The organism is Phormidium sp. FACHB-592, assembly GCF_014695795.1.
Taxonomy (GTDB): Bacteria; Cyanobacteriota; Cyanobacteriia; order Leptolyngbyales; family Leptolyngbyaceae; genus Stenomitos.
Genome location: NZ_JACJOZ010000034.1, coordinates 63,786 through 79,938, shown reverse-complemented (window position 1 = coordinate 79,938; position 16,153 = coordinate 63,786). Strand labels below are relative to the sequence as shown.

Here is a 16,153-nt window from a genome sequence, read left to right as displayed (position 1 = left end):
CTTAGCACGACAATCGAGGTATGCGCAGCACAATGAAGCTTACACTTGACACGACACAAGCGAATGCTAGTCAAATGAAGCGGCTTAAAACGTTAATGGCGCTGCTAAAGAAAGCACAAGCCTTTCAAAACACGACTGTTCGAGTTGTTCATCATTACACGCGGCAAGAATGGGAGCGTGATTTTACGTTTGAATCACTCGACGGTAGTAAGCAATGTTACCTGCGCGGTCATGGAGGCATGATCCAACAGGGCGACTATATGGTGGTACAAAGTGGCTCTGACATCGTTCGTTATCAGATAGATGAGATTGACTATGACACTCATGCATCCAATGGTTGGTTAGCGCTCTTGCATCCTTGCTACCAGCAGGTCGCTGATTACCGCTTTCGGATGCAATCCGCTGACCTATCCTTCACTACCTCAGTCTAGTAGGGGCAAACGTTCACTGAAAATTGTGATCTTCATCGGTTCAGAACCTAGCGTTCACGTTGCGGTGGCATTTTAATGAAAAAGGGGCGTCTAGGCGCCCCTTTTTCATTCGTATCCATCCATTAATGGCTTATGCCATGCTGTTTTCGATCGCCCAACGAGCCAGTTCAGTACGGTTGTGCAACCCCGTTTTACCAAGCATATTGCTGACGTGGCTTTCAATTGTGCGCTGGCTAACGTTTAGCTCATCAGCAATTTCACGATTTGCCATCCCTCGCGCCACAAACTGCACTACCCGAAGTTCTGTAGGAGTCAGCTCAACATCAAACGGCACCTGAATTTTTGGTCCGCTATCGTTCCCTTTACCGGGGCGATCGGCAATGCGTGCAGCCTGCTTGAGAGACGATTCCACCTGGGCAACCAGTTCTTCAGGTTCAAACGGTTTGACCATGTAAACATCTGCTCCCGTATTAAGCCCTTTGACCCGATCCTGGCTCTGACCTTTTGCAGACAGAAACAGCACGGGAACCCAACTGGTACGGGGATCTTCTCGAACGTGTTTGACGAGTGAATAACCATCCATCTCAGGCATCATCACGTCGCAGATGATCATGTCTGGGATTTCGCGCTCTAGTACTTCTAGCGCTTCACGCCCATTCTCGGCAGTGACGACTTCATAGCCCCGAAACTCCAGGTAGTCCTTGACGAGCAGGATTAGATTAGGGTCATCGTCAATCAGCAGCAGTCGCCTATGATTGCCCACGCTGGTTTCCTTCATGCTGTGCTACTCACTATTCCTGGGTCACTATCGTTGCTATTGACAAGCTTTACAGACTATACAGACAGATTCCCTGAACATGCTACAAAATGTTGAAACAATGATGAATGCTTAACAAACCACCATGTTTTCCAGCCTTTCCTTTAGAAAACATTATTGTAAACAGCATTAGAGAATTCACTGAAATCTCAATAAATCTAAATACTGAACGGATTTGGGAACAGACGGTCTTCTAAACCAATCTTTCCCTGTGTCATTATATAGCCTCACTGAAAAGAAAGCCTTTCATCATAATGAGAGCCGGAGACTACAGTAAACGTTGTAGCACCGGGACCTTACCAGGACGATCGCGGTTAAGCCTCTGCTAACTCTAATTATGACCGATGCTTAGATTACAAAGGTAAAGTTCTTGAGTCAGTTGGGAGTGCTGGAGACAGAACGATCGTATGACCCTCAGTTTACTTGAAGCGCTTCAGGTTAATAGGGTTCTCATGCACACACTAATTGTTTACGATTCACGGGTCACTTTGCGACTTGCTTGCCCCTGCTTGTTTTTCTGGCGGATGTTCTATTGAGCGAACGTCTAGATCGTTCCTATCCAGACCATTAACATCTGGAGAGGGAGCATCCGACGAGCCAGGAATTGGTGAGCGCACTTTAGGCAGCGGATGCACTAGAAAGGCATAGTCTTGCACAATCTGGTTGCCCAGCAAATGTTCCTGGATGATGCGTTCAATGATGGGTGGTGTAGCGCTGTGATACCAGACTCCGTCGGGATACACCACCAGAATGGGACCTTGCACACAAACACGCAGACAGTTTGCTTTTGTCCGAAAAATACACTCGGGCGCACCTTCAGTCGGTCGATCGAGGTTTAAGGCTTTTAAACGGTTTTTGAGGTAGTCCCAAGCCTCGATACCAACATCTTTGGCGCAGCATTTTGGCTTTGTCTGGTCAGCGCAAAGAAAAACGTGGCGTTGAATGCGAGGTAGCCCTAAGGCTTGCACACAAGCCGCTAAAGTATCGGCGGTAGTGGCGGTAGTAGTCGTTGAGTCAGTCTCTGATGGCGAAAGTGGAGATTGAGCATTCATGGACAGCAGGGCAATTTTGGCAAAACGGTAAGCCGGACGTATTAGAGGGCAATATTGTGGTGTTAGGCTTCCAATCTAATCTAAAGCCCAATCGACTCTAACGCTTAGATGACCCACTCTGATTTTCCAGCACAACCTTCAAAGGAATCTGCAGGCACCAGTGCTAATAAGACGGCTCAAGGAAACCTGCTAGGTTTATTGACAGCCGCTTTTTACAGCCTTTTCACACTGCTGCCCAACAGCAATAGCCTCATGGTCGCCTGGCCGTGGGTGTTTATCTGGCAGGTAGGGCTGCTGTGTCCAGTGCTCTGGCTACTAGGGCTACTGTGGCAAAAACGACTGCGCTGGTTAGGTGCTGGTTTTGATTGGGTGGTAGGGCTGCTGCTTGTAGGCTTGATCATTTCAGCAGGGTTGGCACCCTTTCCGATGCAAGCGCGCTGGTATAGTTGGGCAGTATTTTGCTTTCTTGCGGCGCTGTATGCGCTGAGTACCTGGTTAAGTGTGCCAGAGCGCCGATCGCGCTTACTGGTTGCACAGGGGTACTTGAGCCTGGCGTTTATCGTCGTTAGTTTGGCGCTTTGGGTCAACACAACGCTGTTACCAGAACTGGCACACTTGCAAGCATGGCAGGCATATGGCGTGCGGCTGCCCTTTGATTTTGCGATCGTGGAGCTACGCAACTGGGCACCTGTCGGACACCAAAATTATGTGGCAGGCTACCTGGTGCTGGCGCTGCCGTTGTTATTGGGCTTAGGCATAGTACAGGCTGGATGGCGGCGATCTCTGTGGCTGGTTGGATTTGGGCTGGGCTTGCTTGACCTCTATACCACCAGTTCGCGAGGCGGCTGGCTAGGACTGTTAGCGATAGCCATTGTGACCTTCGGGGCTTTGTTGTGGCGTAAGCGGTTGTCTCGCCGTTGGCTGGGCGCGATCGGACTTGCAAGTGTAGTATTACTGGCGCTTCTGGCACTAACCAACAACCGCTTGCGGCTGCTATTTGCGGGTGTTTTGAGTGGGCAAGCGGGCGGTGAACTCGCGTATCGGCTCATTATGGTTGCAACAGGCTGGTCAATGGGCTGGAGCCGCCCCTTTACAGGGGTGGGACCCGGAGGAGTGCCGCTGCTGTTTCAACTACATCGTCCGGGGTGGGCAGGGCAGCAGGCAGAATGGGCGTATCAACTACACAGTACTCCGGTGCACCTGTGGGCAGAATTAGGACTGTGGGCAGTGGTAGTTGGTGTCGGTACGATCGCGTTACTGATCTGGTGCACCATTAAGTGGTTGCGTGCGATTGCGGTACCTACCGGCACAGCAGCGCAAACGCCATCAATACTCATTGGCTGCCTTTTTAGTAGTCTGCTGGGCTATGGCATTGTTAGCCTAACGGATTACCAGCTTGACAACATTTGCATCAGCGGCACGCTTGTAGTATTTTTAGCCGTCTTGACAGCAGAATTTCGCGATCGCCCTGATAGTGGGTTGAGAGCAGCCGACGATCGCCAGCTTATTGAGCTAACCGCCGCTACATCCAATCCTCTTACGCCGCTACGTCTGCATCCGGTGCCGTTTCTGCCCCTTATGGGGGTTGGCATTCTTATGGCAGCAATCATCTGGTTAATACCTGTCCATCGCGCTTGGTTGCTGTCCAGCCAAGGGTTTGCTGCACTCAGTCGAAATGATGTTGCCACGTTTGTTGATCGTTTAAAGCAGTCACATCAGCTAGCAAGCTGGGAACCGTACTATGCCTACGAACTAGGTTGGAATCTAGGCAACCTAGGGCTGCAAGCTAGTAACCCACCGCAGCAGCAAGCACTGATCCAGGACGGTATTGCGTGGCTGAAGCTGGGCAATCAAAGTGCACCAAACCAGGAATTTGGCACAACTAACCTGGCATGGCTGTTGCTAAACCGGGAGCCAAAAGCAGCTAGCCAAGCCTTTGCTCGATCAACGCAGTTGATTCCAGCCAAACGGGGCGTTTTTTACGGGTTAGGACTGAGCTTGCTGGCACAGAAAGAGGCAGAGCTGGCAATCGACGCTATTACCCTAGAAGCTGTGCGCGATCCCATTTTGCTGACCAGCCCGATCTGGAGACTACCAGGGCTACAGTCTTTGTACGAGCCAGTTGTCCGTCGCGTTGAGAGTACCTTGACCACACTGCTCGAAGCGTCTCCTAGCCCTGCACTAGCAGCGCAGTTACACCAGATCCGGGGCGGCTTACGCTGGTGGCAGGGAAACATTGTTGGAGCGCGTACCGATTTGACAACCTACGGTACGGCGCTGAGTCGCGTTGTCCTCGACCTGGCTAAGAAACAAACTATCGCGCCCTCCTTTCTGGCAGACAGTAGCACTGGATCAGCGACAAGTCGAAGTGGAGCGCTAGCGATCGCGGCATGGCTTGACCCAGCAAAACGGCAGACCTTGCTCCAGCAGGCATGGATTGTTGCCACTCATACTGATCCACCGCCCAAAATTATAGCTGAACTAACAGCGACAATGGCGCGTTCATCGACCTTTGACCAGTGGCTGAAACAAAATGCGCCCAGTCAAACGTATCGGCGTGAACGGGCAGGGTTTGGTGTCCTCAGCCGCCATATTGATGGTTCGATTCCAGTTGATTTCCTGACCGTTGTCGACAATGTGGCGATCGCCCAATTTTGCAAAGATTTGATCCCGTCTTTTGATTACGCGCCGGAACTAGATACTGCCTTGCAACCCCGTCGTGATGCATTGGTGCAAAAGGTTTTGAAATGAGTAAGGAATCACAGAAAAAGCAAAAGAGATAACGCCTTCTGCAAGCAGCAGACATTCAATCAAGGCACCAACGCTTTCTGCTTTCTGCTGCTAGCCGTCCTCGGAACTATTTACGGCGCTGCACGGTCACTGATGACGGGAACGGGGGCAAAACGCATACTACTTTGTTTCTAAAAATTTGTATGCGATCGCCCGGATTTAGCGCCAACAAAAAACGCCAATGTGCTGTGAGAGTACGGTCACTGTCAGTCGAATGACTGTTTAAGGTGACGGCTTGATCTCATGGGTGAATTAGATGTTTGCATCAAACGATAGCAGCGTTCAACGTCTATGTTTGAGTTCAAATATGGTCTTATAACAGTTGCGATCGGCTACATTTAGCGTACGTTTCCATGCCCCCTTTTTTGCGATGACTCCACGTTGTCGTAATTTTACAAATCGCGGCGGATGCATCAGAATGGGTAGGCAAACAAACGTCATAGAGTTTAGCCGCCTCATTCACCTGGGTTAAGCCCGCAATCCAGTTCCCTGTAAACCCTTTGCCGTTTTAGTGCTAGGAGCAATTTATGAAATCATTGGTTCGTTGGAGTGCAGCCGCTGGGCTAGTTGGAAGCGCTCTTGTTGGGTCGTTCTTGGCAGGCACCATGCAGGTGCTTGCGCTTCCTCAAGAGCAAATTATCCAGAAGCTTCGCCCCGTTCCTGTCTTTACAATTGCCGACTCGCAGGGTGCGCCCCTAGTTGCGTCTCCTCCTAGTGGTCAGAAAGGACGAGCCGTGGCAGGTGTCTTCATTAGCCAGAAAGATGCACAGGATTTTTTGAACAATCTAAAGAGCAAAAAACCCGATCTAGCAAAGAATGTACAGGTAGTGCCTATCTCTCTGGCAGAAGTTTATCAGCTCAACCAGACTAACAAAGGCAAGCCAGAGCAGCTTGACTTTGCTTATGTACCCTCGAAGCAGCAAGTTGACACTGCCGTTTCGCTGTTGAAGCAGCAAGGTGGGCAAACACCACAGCAGTTCAACGGCACACCACTTTTTGTGGCTCGTGGCGGCAAGGATAAGGGCTACTTAACGATTCAGCAGAACGGCAAGCCGATTATTCCCATGTTTTTTAACAAGGAAGAATTGCAGGGTTTACTTGATCGCTTTAAGCAGCAGCAGCCTACGCTAGCGTCCACCATCGATATTCAGGTGCTTAACCTGGAAGGACTGATGGAGGTCTTACAGACAAAGAATGACCCTCAACTAGACCAGATTGTGCTGGTGCCACCACAGCAGTCAATCGACTTTTTGAAGTCAATCACACCACAACGGGGTGCGCCTGCGAATAAGCCTGCTGCTGCACCCGCTCCTGCACCGAAAAAGTAGGCAAGGCAGAGTCATGAGTGAGCCATAGCAAACAGCCGGAAAGAGACGACTCAGAGCAAGTTTTGTCTCAGCTACTCTCATCTCAAGCACTCTCGTCTCAATCAGTGAGGCGAGAGTTTCTTGTGTCTGGGCAGACGCTCTCTGAATGGCGAATGCTGGCACGGCAGGAGGCGATCGCTGCCGATGTTGCGATCGAGGAAGTTGATTGGCTCTTGCAAGATTTGGCTGGACTAGACCGCCCCTCGCTTCAGCTACAGACCTTCAGGGACAAAACAGATCTGCGGCTCAAGCTACCGCTCTCTGAATTGACAGCTCTCTGGCAGCGTCGGCTGAGCGATCGTATTCCCATTCAATACCTTACTGGGATCGCTCCCTGGCGACAGTTTTTGCTTAACGTCTCGCCAGCAGTGCTGATTCCCCGTCCGGAGACGGAATATTTAATTGATTTGGCGATCGCGGCAATCAAAGCTCCGCCCAATTCTCAGTGCCCAACGTCCTTACTCTCCCACGGGCATTGGGCAGACTTAGGCACAGGTAGCGGGGCAATCGCCCTTGGACTGGCAACCGCGTTTCCTGAAGCAGTGATTCATGCCGTCGATTGCAGTGCGGCAGCATTGGCGATCGCCCAGTCCAATGCTCAGCAGTACAACCTGACAGACCGCATCCAGTTTTATGAAGGTTCCTGGCTGCAACCGTTAGAGCAACTTAAAGGCAAGTTAAGCGGTATCGTTGCCAATCCACCCTACATTCCCAGTGCAATGGTGCCAGCATTGCAGCCGGAGGTTGCCCAACACGAACCTCACCTGGCATTAGATGGCGGCAGGGACGGGCTAGACTGCCTGCGGCACCTGATTGCCACAGCACCAGATTATTTACAACCGGGTGGCATCTGGCTTGTAGAAATGATGGCAGGACAGGCGATCGCAGTTGCCGAGCTGTTGCATCAGCAAGGTAGCTACTGCGAGATTCAGATCTATCCCGATCTGGCAGGTATTGACCGTTTTGCCCTGGCGTATCGCGCCTCAGCAGCATAGGGGCGCTAGGAATTGTCTCGCTGCAAGGCGTTAGCGCGATCGGTGGCTGCTCTTTGCAGCGATTCCTTATTCTCTTGCTGGTAGAGACTAGCGGCGGTCTGCAAACTGCGAATAGCGGCACGGCGGTCGTTTAGCGCTTGCTGTGCCAGCCCCAGATTGTAGTAGGCATCGGCATAGTTTGAGTTCAACCGAATCGCTTGATTGTAATCACCAATCGCCTCACGGGTTCTGTTGAGCGCAAACTGCACATTGCCTCGATTGTTGTAAGCACCAGCCAGAATAGGAGCCTGTGGTCTCAGCGCGATCGCCTGGGCATAATCTTGCAATGCAGCGTCATTGTCTCCTTTTTTGGCACGTGCATTTGCCAGGTTGATATGTGCCTGTGCAAAGTTACCGTCCAGTGCTACAGCCTGATTCCCTGCTTCCAGCGCTTTATCGTAATTTTGGCGATCGTAATAGGCGTAGCTCAGGTTGCTATACAACACAGCAGAATTGGGGTCCAGTTTCAGTGCTTGCTCATAGTCTCTAATAGCAGCGCCCGCATCGCCCAGCTTGTGCCGCGCCACCCCACGATTGAGGTAAGCTGTTGCATCATTGGGATTTTTCTCAATCGCCTGGTTGTAATCCTCGATCGCTTCCTTGTTGTAACCTGCCTGTGCTTTTCGTAGACCATCGTTGTTAAAACGCTGTGCCGCCGCAGGATCAGCAGGCGTTTGCCCAAATTTGAACCAATTGGAGCGATTGGTAGACGACAACACTGCTGCTAGTAACCCAACAATGGCTGCTAGCAAAATCGCTGGAATAATCAACGCTTGATAGTTGGAAGCAGACCGTCGAATTCTATCCATGTTTGATTGAGCCTTAGACGGAACAACAGCCGATGCTTCTGACACAGACCGAACTTCTGACATAGACCTGGGAAAGGCTGGGGCAGCTTCTGGACCTAGCAAAGGCTCTGGATGAAGCGATCGCTCTGAGTCGGGCGATCGCTCTGGTTCAGTCAAGTTGAACAACCGTTGCAAGATCGCTTCTCTTGCTCGCGAATCATCGGGCGTTCCTCTGTTAGAAGCGTCTGACGGCAGCGATGGGTCTTCTCTTGGTCGCGAATCGTCTGGTGTTCCCATGTTAGGAGTGTCTGACAGGGACAATGGCTTTGGGCTAGAGGCTGGCGTTTCTGGCAATAGCTTTGTAAAGGATACTAAATCCTTTTCTAGATACTAAATCCTTTTCTAAAGGAAACATTAATTCTTGAGCGGTTATACCATCTTGCTGCTGCACAACTAGCACTCGCACTCCTACATAGTTAGCAGTGGCAAAGTGACGATCACTAACCTGTTTTTCGGTAAAGCGACGGAGTGAGCCATCAACATCAGACGTTAGACTCGCAATAGAACAACCTTATTTTCTCGTAGCCCTTCACTTAATCGCCCATCCTTTCTACCCGAACCTGGCGCGATCGTCACCATGCTCTTAGAGATCTTCGCTACATTGTTGCTCGGCGGTTTGATGTTTCGCTGGGGCATACGCTTAGGGAAGCTGTTGCTACGTAAAGGCGCAACCGCTAATGATTTGTTTAAGGGTAGAACTTCGCTTTCGTTACTCTTTTTAGGGCTTTACATCGCGCTACTTTTGCTGGCATTGAATGTGCCTCAAATGCAGTTTCTACCAATCGAATGGCGTGTCTATGGTATGCGTATTACCTGGACAATTATGCGGGTTGTTCTGCTAGGATTTTGTGGGCTGGCGTACATCGTAAGCTGGCAAACAGCACGTGTACAGGTGATTGCAGTAGCGCTCATCGGTATTCTGGGCGTGACCGGATTTAGCGCTGCGGAAGTCTACTTCCTGGCTCCAATTCACACCTGGCTGCACAACAACCTCCAGGCCAACGGCGTGTTTAAGCAAACATCCATGAGCAGTTGTGCTCCCGCTGCCCTTGCTACTGTGCTGCGGCGCTGGCAGGTTGAGGCAACGGAGTCAAGTGTGGCACAACTGGCAGGCACTAGCCGCTTGGGAACCTCCATGCCGCAGTTAATTGTCGCTGCCCATGAACTAGGGATGGACGGGCTGGAATTGTCACCAACGTGGGAGCAAATGCAGCGGGTTAATCGTCCAGGGGTGCTGGGCGTTTGGTTAATTAGTGGCGGACGGAAGCTGCCTCATGCAGTCGCCTTGCTAAAGATGAACAGTGAACTGGTAGTGATCGGCGATCCAGCCAGCGGCAAAGTCTATATGCTGAATCAGATGCAGTTTGCCAAAATTTGGCGGCAGCAATATGTACCAATTTTTCGGGCAAGCGATCGCAACCTTACGGCAGAACAAGCAGCCGACTACTTACAGCGCCTCGGCTATCTCAGCAAGCCCTCACGAGATCTCAGTCGAGCGCTCCGTCGTTTTCAGACTGCTGTTGGCATTGCAACTACTGGTAGCCTTGATCCGCAGACCGTGCTGCTGTTAACAGGTTCTTTTTTGCAGGGAGTACCAACGCTGGTACCAGGACAGGCATAGCAGTTAACAAAGGTATCATTTTACACAAAGCCTTAGACGGCTCGTTGCAACTAAGTCCCTCTTGGGGATGAGTATTAAGGCTTACTAATACAGCTATATGTTAAGTGTGCGAGAGCGTATTTAACATCTTTAGTGATTGATATAATCCTTTTCCTTAATGAAATTAGAGACTGAGACTTTCTCTCAACGAGAACTATACGTACAGACTGACTATATTCTCGTTGTTGACGATTTGGCAGATAATCGCTTTCTGCTCAAGGCAATCTTGGAAGCTGAAGGCTACAACGTTGAACTGGCTAGTAGCGGTGTGGCAGCGCTTGCACAGGCTGAGGCAGTGCTTCCAAAACTAATGCTGCTTGATGTCATGATGCCTGGAATGAGCGGGTACGAAGTTACACAGCGCGTTCGGCAAAGTACAAAACTTGCTAGCCTACCGGTTGTGCTAATTACAGCTCATGGGCAGGAGAGTGCAAAAGTTGGCAAGGCGGCTGGGGCGAATGACTTTATCTGTAAGCCGTTTGACTTTGACGAGTTGATCAAACGCATTCGGGCTTATGCTGTTTAAGCTTGCAGCTTCACTGAATCTTTAAGGTCATTGAGTTAGTTAAGGCATTAGACCGTTATCAACTTGAACCTTGCGAAGAATGCTGTGAGGTCTAAGTTATGGCTTTCTTGCCACAATCTTAGTTGTGACACCCATCACAGCTAGAGGTGATGCAAATTACGACTTTTGGTCTTATTTATCACGAATGCTACTAAGTAAGGGTGCCATAACTAGTAGTGACCCTACGTTCCAAAGTCGTCATGTCTGGTTCTCTACTAAATAAGGGTAACGCTGCACTCAACGCGATCGCCATCACTATCGCCCTAGCGATTATCTCGGGCTATCTACCGGTTCGACCTGTTTCGATCACGCAAATACAGTTGACGCTGCAAGCTCAGTTGCAGGACAGTCGGCAGTAATGAGGCTGAAAGCTAAAAGCTGAAAGCTAAATTTTTATACTTTATCTCTTTCCCTTTCCTCCTCTCCCCGAACGCTTCACTTCCCCTACTCCTCACTAAACTAAAGGGAAGGCGCTCAAAGGGTAGAAATGGTGCGATTAAAACTATGGCAATGGCTAGCGTTAGGATTGCCGATCGCCAGTATCGTCAGCTTTCTTGTGATCGCAGCAGGGTTTCAAATTCAGCAATGGGGCATTAGCTGGATTTGGGGCGTTGTCGTGTTCATGTTTGCCATCTGGCGATGGCTGCTCGTGCGATGGACCCAGCCGGCGCTGGCGCAAGTACAAGCAGTCGTGGCTGAGGTGACAGAAGAACTAGAGGCAGACACCACAGAAGCCTCAGCCGCACCAACAGGTAGCCCGGCGCGACAGGCAGAGATTGCTATTCAAACGATTCTGGACGAAGCACGCACTGATCCACCGCTTTGGGACGGCTGGACTGAGTTTTGGGCGCGCTGCAAGCAGGTGGTTGAAGCAGTCGCCCATGCTTATTACCCACAGGTGCAGCGTCCACTGCTGCAAATCTATGTACCACAGGCGTATGCGCTCATGCGGGGCACTGTTGACGATATGGATCAGTGGATGCAAAAGCTGTCGCCTGCATTGAACCAGGTGACGATCGGGCAGGCATATCAAGCGTATGAAATTTACCAAAAGCTAGAACCATCCGCACGTAAGCTGTTGGAGGTATGGAACTGGGCGCAGTGGCTTTTGAATCCGGTTGCAGCGCTGGCACGGACTGCAACGCAACGATCAAGCAATCGAGCCACCCAGGAATTACTGGTCAATCTGGGTCAGCTTTTGCGCGAAGCCGCGTTAACGAATCTGGGCAGACAGGCGATCGTCCTTTACGGTGGCATGCCTGCCGCCACCTTAACGCTCCCAAAGACAACCCCAGCCTTGCCCAAAGCAAAGACTCAGACCTTACGCGATATTTTGACTCAGGCAGAACCCGCCGAAGCGGTAGAGCAAAAACCGGTCAACATCTTGCTGGTCGGACGTACCGGAGCCGGGAAGAGCAGTTTGATCAATACCCTCTTTGTCGATCGCCGTGCTGAGGTAGACGTGCTCCCTAGCACCGATCGCGTGCAGGACTATCACTGGCAAGCTGAGGGAGGCGAGTCGCTGACGCTATGGGATACTCCGGGCTACGAGCAAACCAACCGTACCGATCTGCGAGAACAAGTACTGGACTACATCACACAAGCTGATTTGCTGCTGCTGGTTACGCCTGCCCTCGACCCAGCACTGCAAATGGATGTAGATTTCCTCAAAGACGCAAAAGCAGAAGTGGCAGATTTGCCTGTGATTGCAGTGGTGACTCAAGTCGATCGCCTGCGTCCGCTGCGTGAATGGGCACCGCCTTACGATTGGGAGTGGGGTGATCGTCCCAAAGAAGTCTCTATCAGAGACGCGACCGAATATCGTGCCAAGCTGCTGGGCGATCGTTGCAACTTGGTCGTGCCGATCGTGACAGGTGATTTGCAGAGCGGTCGGGCTGCCTGGAATATGGATCTGTTGTCAGTGGGGCTGATTCAGTCAATCTCCCCTGCCAAGCAACTGCGTCTCGCTCGCTTCTTGCGGAATCTGGATGCCCGCACAATTGCCGCTGCCAAAATCATCGACCACTACACCTTTCAGATGACCACCACGCAAGGACTAACCACCTTTATCAAAAGTCCTGTCCTGCGCTTTATTTCGACCTTAACTACTGGATCGCCCACGCTCGCATACCTGCTGGCGGAGCAAATTCCGGTTGAGCAACTGCCCATAGTGCTGGGCAAACTCCAGATGGCGTATGACCTGTTTACGCTCCTCAATGCCGATCTGCCCAACGCCCGTAATTTTGACCTGTTGGGTTTATGGCCGTTACTGCTGAACAACTCTACTTCACCTGATCGCAATGCCTGGGCGTTTGGTCATGCGGTCACGGAGTACTGGACACACTCCCGTGAAGCAAATGGTAGCCAAAAGCCGCTTACATCTGAGCAACTCGAAGCGCGGTTTGAAGCGTATCTTCAGCAGTATGGCGTGAAGTAGGGCGTTATCCAGTTGAAGTTGATCGCGCTACGTTAATCTAACCAAGCGTGAACAGGGACGTTCTAGTGGAAACCGTTGGTAGATCATCAGATGTTTTCGAGCCGTTGAGCGACTTCCAGCTTGGTAGAAGCCTCTTAAGCACGATCGCCTTACAGCACTAACTTGAACCTATGTTTCAAACTACTCGTCGTCGGCTTGCGCTCTGGTATACCACTGTTACAGCGGTGCTGCTGCTGCTGTTTGCCAGTGGCTTTTACCTGTATGTGCGCGAGACGTTGATTGAACGGATTGACGACACGCTGAATCATGTGGTGGAAGTAGTGGGACGATCGATCGTCATCGAACCAGTGAATCCACATTCTGAAGGTGGTACTTTGCGCGTGAATGTCGAAGCCAGCTTTCGAGACAATGCGACAACCGGCGAAGACGATCACATTGATTTGGAATGGTTTAGCCCCATTGGCACATTGCTCTGGTCTACCCTTACCGAACCGCTGCATATACCGCTCCATCTTGACAACAATGGCGAAACGGTTCGCGTAGTCAGAGGTAAAAACGGCACGTTAGGTGTGGTGGCGAGACGCGAAGAGGCAGGAGAGCGGGAAGGGGGCGAGACGAAAGCTGCACGATCGACGAGCCGAGCCGCAAAAAGCCAAAGCCGGCAAACTCAATCTAGCCCTGACTCACTCATCCTGCGGCAGGTAACGCAGCGGATTGAAGTGGGTCGGCAAGTGCTGGGTTATTTGCGGGTTAGCCATCCCTGGTTTGAGGTAACAAAGCCTGTCCGTCAGTTGGTGCGAGATTTGGTGCTGGGGACGGGGCTAATGGTAGCGGCAGTAGCCGCGATCGGCTGGTTTTTGTCGGGTTTAGCTATGGAGCCTGTGCGAGAGTCGTACCAACGGTTGAAGCAGTTCACAGCCGATGCCTCGCACGAATTACGCAGCCCGATCGCAATCATTCAAACTAATGTACAGGTGGCGCTAGCAGATCCTAATCCTGATCCACAGAGTCAGCAGCAGCACCTTAAAGTAGTAGAGCGCCTGACCCGACGGCTGGGGAGACTAGTGGATGATCTGCTGTTTCTAGCACGACAGGATAGTGGTATTGTGCAGGCTCGTTGCATGAGTGTAGCGCTGGATGGTTTGCTGCAAGATGTGCTTGAAGAACAACAGACGCTTGCTGAAGCAAAAGGCATTCAGCTTGGGTTTAGCGTGATTGAACCGATCGCTAAAAGTGCCTCTCACAGTCCGTTGACGAACCAAAGTAGCTCTCCGAGCATGTCACTATCGTCTAGTACAACGGTGATCGCAACATCACAGCCGTTAACTCACGACTGTTGGCAGACTCTACACGTCGATCGCGATCAATTAGCGCGCCTGTTTACAAATCTGGTTGGCAATGCGTTGCAGTACACGCCAATGGGGGGAACGGTGATGGTGAAGCTGCAACCGCTTCGGCGATCGAGCAATGCCTTACTTCAAGTCATGATTAGCGACACGGGTGTTGGCATTCCATCTGAAGCGTTACCACGGCTATTTGATCGCTTCTATCGTATTGATCAGGCTCGCACCCAGGCATCCACTGTCGGGTCGGGACTGGGATTAGCGATTGCTCAGGCGATCGTCGAAAATCATCAAGGCACGATCCAGATCGAGAGCACGCTCGGTCAGGGCACGACAGTAACAGTGACGTTGCCACAACAAGAATCGGCATTAAAAAGTTAGGAGTTTTGAGTCCTCGAACTTAACTCAGTCATCCGTATCCATTCAAAGCTGCTTTTCCTTTACCCCTCATACCCTGGAATCACGTGGTGCTGTACTTCTTCGTAAGCAGCAAGCTGGAGTTTGAGAAACTGGTTTTGGTCTTCGATCGCCCTTAGCTCTTCTAGCTTTTGCAGAATGGCGCGAGTGAAGTTGCTGGCATCAGGTAGCTGATCGGCAATCCAAGATGTTTCCACCTCAATTTCAATCATTTGCAGCGCACGACGATATTCCCGCACAAGGCGCTGGTTATTGGTAATTTGTTGCTTCAGGATTTTGACAGCGCCTGTTGTCCGAAAAATGCGAGGTGCGTAGAGTGCCTGATCAACATCAACCATTTTTTGCTTCAAGGCTTCGAGGCGCGCAATCAACCCCTGATTCGACTTGCACTCATGATTAATTTCATCAATGCGATGGTCAATTTTTAACTTTTGCGCCAGCAGCCGTTGATCTCCAATCAGGCGATTGGCTTCGCGTCCGTATGCTTCAAGTGGCGGGCTAGTCAACTGAGCGCTATTGGTCACTTTGAGATACGCCATCGTACCCAATGCAGTAACGATCGACGCTAGAAAAATATTTGACCCACTAAAAAACGAACCAACTAATAACGTGAGCACAGCCGTGCTGATAGTGATTCTGAGATGGGTTGAGCTGGGGACCGGGTTTGGCAACACGTAACGTTTGCCTGTTGTGTGGTTTGTCACAGCGACCAGCTTTTTCATCAGGTATCCCTGCATGGTGTAGAGCACAGACACCACATCGCCGTAATGCACCGGAATAGGGTCAGTTTGACCAGGAATAGAGAATTGAAGCTGTTTCAGGTTGCGATCGGGCGTCGTAATCTGAAACGTGTAATGACGCTTATGGATGCTAGGCAAACTTTTGCTTAAGAACAACAGCGTCTCATTCATCGAAGAATGCTTGGAAAGCTTGCCATGCAACACACCATAGCGATCCTGACAGGCAGCACAGGTCACTTGAGGAAGGGGATCATTAAGGTCGGCGATCAGTCGAGAACACTTGGGGCAATAAAGTGACAGTTTCATTGAGCAAAAATGCAGTGACAACTGATCTCAAGCGCCCTCAGATTTCCCTGAAACACGCAAGGTAGAACGCAATAGCAAGCAAACGCAGAAACTTTGTCTAGAGAAATAAGTAGCGAGCGTCTAGGAGAAGCGCAAAAATAATCTTTTTATCAAGCAGAAATAGAGCTTAATCAGGAATCTACTTCATCTTAAACCGTGATCCAATCACCTGGAAACTGATGTAATGCCGTCTTAACGTTTTGAAGCAATACTGATCTGCCTGACGAAATCTGTCCAATGACCAACTGCCATTTCTACAATTTAATTCCTCTAGATAGAGGTCATCTTGTAATCCTTCACAATAGTA

General features: G+C 50.7%; 13 protein-coding genes. 9 read left to right on the top strand and 4 right to left on the bottom strand.

Features of this window, described 5'->3' with window-relative positions; all coding sequences use genetic code 11:
- Positions 1–32 precede the first annotated feature (32 nt).
- Positions 33–431, top strand: a complete 399-nt coding sequence (locus H6F86_RS08925; protein ID WP_190448199.1) for a hypothetical protein — start codon at positions 33–35, stop codon at positions 429–431.
- 130 nt (positions 432–561) lie between these two features.
- On the opposite strand, the gene H6F86_RS08920 is transcribed toward H6F86_RS08925, so the two are convergent.
- Together H6F86_RS08920 and H6F86_RS32150 are read right to left on the bottom strand one after the other, a co-directional pair.
- Complete coding sequence (locus H6F86_RS08920; protein ID WP_190448197.1) at positions 562–1,209, bottom strand: response regulator transcription factor; 648 nt, start codon at positions 1,207–1,209, stop codon at positions 562–564.
- A gap of 515 nt (positions 1,210–1,724) precedes the next feature.
- Complete coding sequence (locus H6F86_RS32150; RefSeq protein ID WP_242033436.1) at positions 1,725–2,300, bottom strand: ferredoxin; 576 nt, start codon at positions 2,298–2,300, stop codon at positions 1,725–1,727.
- A 108-nt stretch (positions 2,301–2,408) separates the two neighbouring features.
- Here H6F86_RS32150 and H6F86_RS08910 point away from each other — a divergent pair, with 108 nt between their 5' ends.
- From H6F86_RS08910 to prmC, 3 genes are all read left to right on the top strand, one after another.
- The gene (locus tag H6F86_RS08910; RefSeq protein WP_190448196.1) at positions 2,409–5,051 is read left to right on the top strand and encodes an O-antigen ligase family protein; all 2,643 of its coding nucleotides are present in this window, start codon (positions 2,409–2,411) and stop codon (positions 5,049–5,051) included.
- Between the two features lie 566 nt (positions 5,052–5,617).
- Positions 5,618–6,418, top strand: coding sequence for a Tic22 family protein (locus H6F86_RS08905; RefSeq protein ID WP_190448194.1), 801 nt, complete (start codon positions 5,618–5,620; stop codon positions 6,416–6,418).
- Between the two features lie 152 nt (positions 6,419–6,570).
- Positions 6,571–7,452 carry a peptide chain release factor N(5)-glutamine methyltransferase gene (gene prmC / locus H6F86_RS08900; RefSeq protein ID WP_190448370.1) on the top strand — a complete coding sequence of 294 codons (882 nt, stop codon included), beginning with the start codon at positions 6,571–6,573 and terminating at the stop codon, positions 7,450–7,452.
- Between the two features lie 5 nt (positions 7,453–7,457).
- Here prmC and H6F86_RS08895 read toward each other — a convergent pair whose 3' ends face one another.
- The gene (locus H6F86_RS08895; protein ID WP_206756023.1) at positions 7,458–8,576 is read right to left on the bottom strand and encodes a tetratricopeptide repeat protein; all 1,119 of its coding nucleotides are present in this window, start codon (positions 8,574–8,576) and stop codon (positions 7,458–7,460) included.
- 340 nt (positions 8,577–8,916) lie between these two features.
- Here H6F86_RS08895 and H6F86_RS08890 point away from each other — a divergent pair, with 340 nt between their 5' ends.
- From H6F86_RS08890 to H6F86_RS08870, 5 genes are all read left to right on the top strand, one after another.
- Complete coding sequence (locus H6F86_RS08890) at positions 8,917–9,960, top strand: cysteine peptidase family C39 domain-containing protein (RefSeq protein ID WP_190448189.1); 1,044 nt, start codon at positions 8,917–8,919, stop codon at positions 9,958–9,960.
- A 157-nt stretch (positions 9,961–10,117) separates the two neighbouring features.
- The gene (locus tag H6F86_RS08885) at positions 10,118–10,525 is read left to right on the top strand and encodes a response regulator (RefSeq protein WP_190448187.1); all 408 of its coding nucleotides are present in this window, start codon (positions 10,118–10,120) and stop codon (positions 10,523–10,525) included.
- A 215-nt stretch (positions 10,526–10,740) separates the two neighbouring features.
- Positions 10,741–10,923 carry a hypothetical protein gene (locus H6F86_RS08880; protein WP_190448184.1) on the top strand — a complete coding sequence of 61 codons (183 nt, stop codon included), beginning with the start codon at positions 10,741–10,743 and terminating at the stop codon, positions 10,921–10,923.
- A gap of 128 nt (positions 10,924–11,051) precedes the next feature.
- Entirely contained in the window at positions 11,052–13,001 is a 1,950-nt protein-coding gene (locus tag H6F86_RS08875) for a GTPase family protein (RefSeq protein ID WP_190448181.1), read from the top strand.
- Positions 13,002–13,171: 170 nt separating this feature from the next.
- Positions 13,172–14,725, top strand: coding sequence for an ATP-binding protein (locus H6F86_RS08870; RefSeq protein ID WP_190448179.1), 1,554 nt, complete (start codon positions 13,172–13,174; stop codon positions 14,723–14,725).
- A gap of 59 nt (positions 14,726–14,784) precedes the next feature.
- On the opposite strand, the gene H6F86_RS08865 is transcribed toward H6F86_RS08870, so the two are convergent.
- Entirely contained in the window at positions 14,785–15,807 is a 1,023-nt protein-coding gene (locus H6F86_RS08865; protein ID WP_190448177.1) for a hypothetical protein, read from the bottom strand.
- Positions 15,808–16,153: the final 346 nt, after the last annotated feature.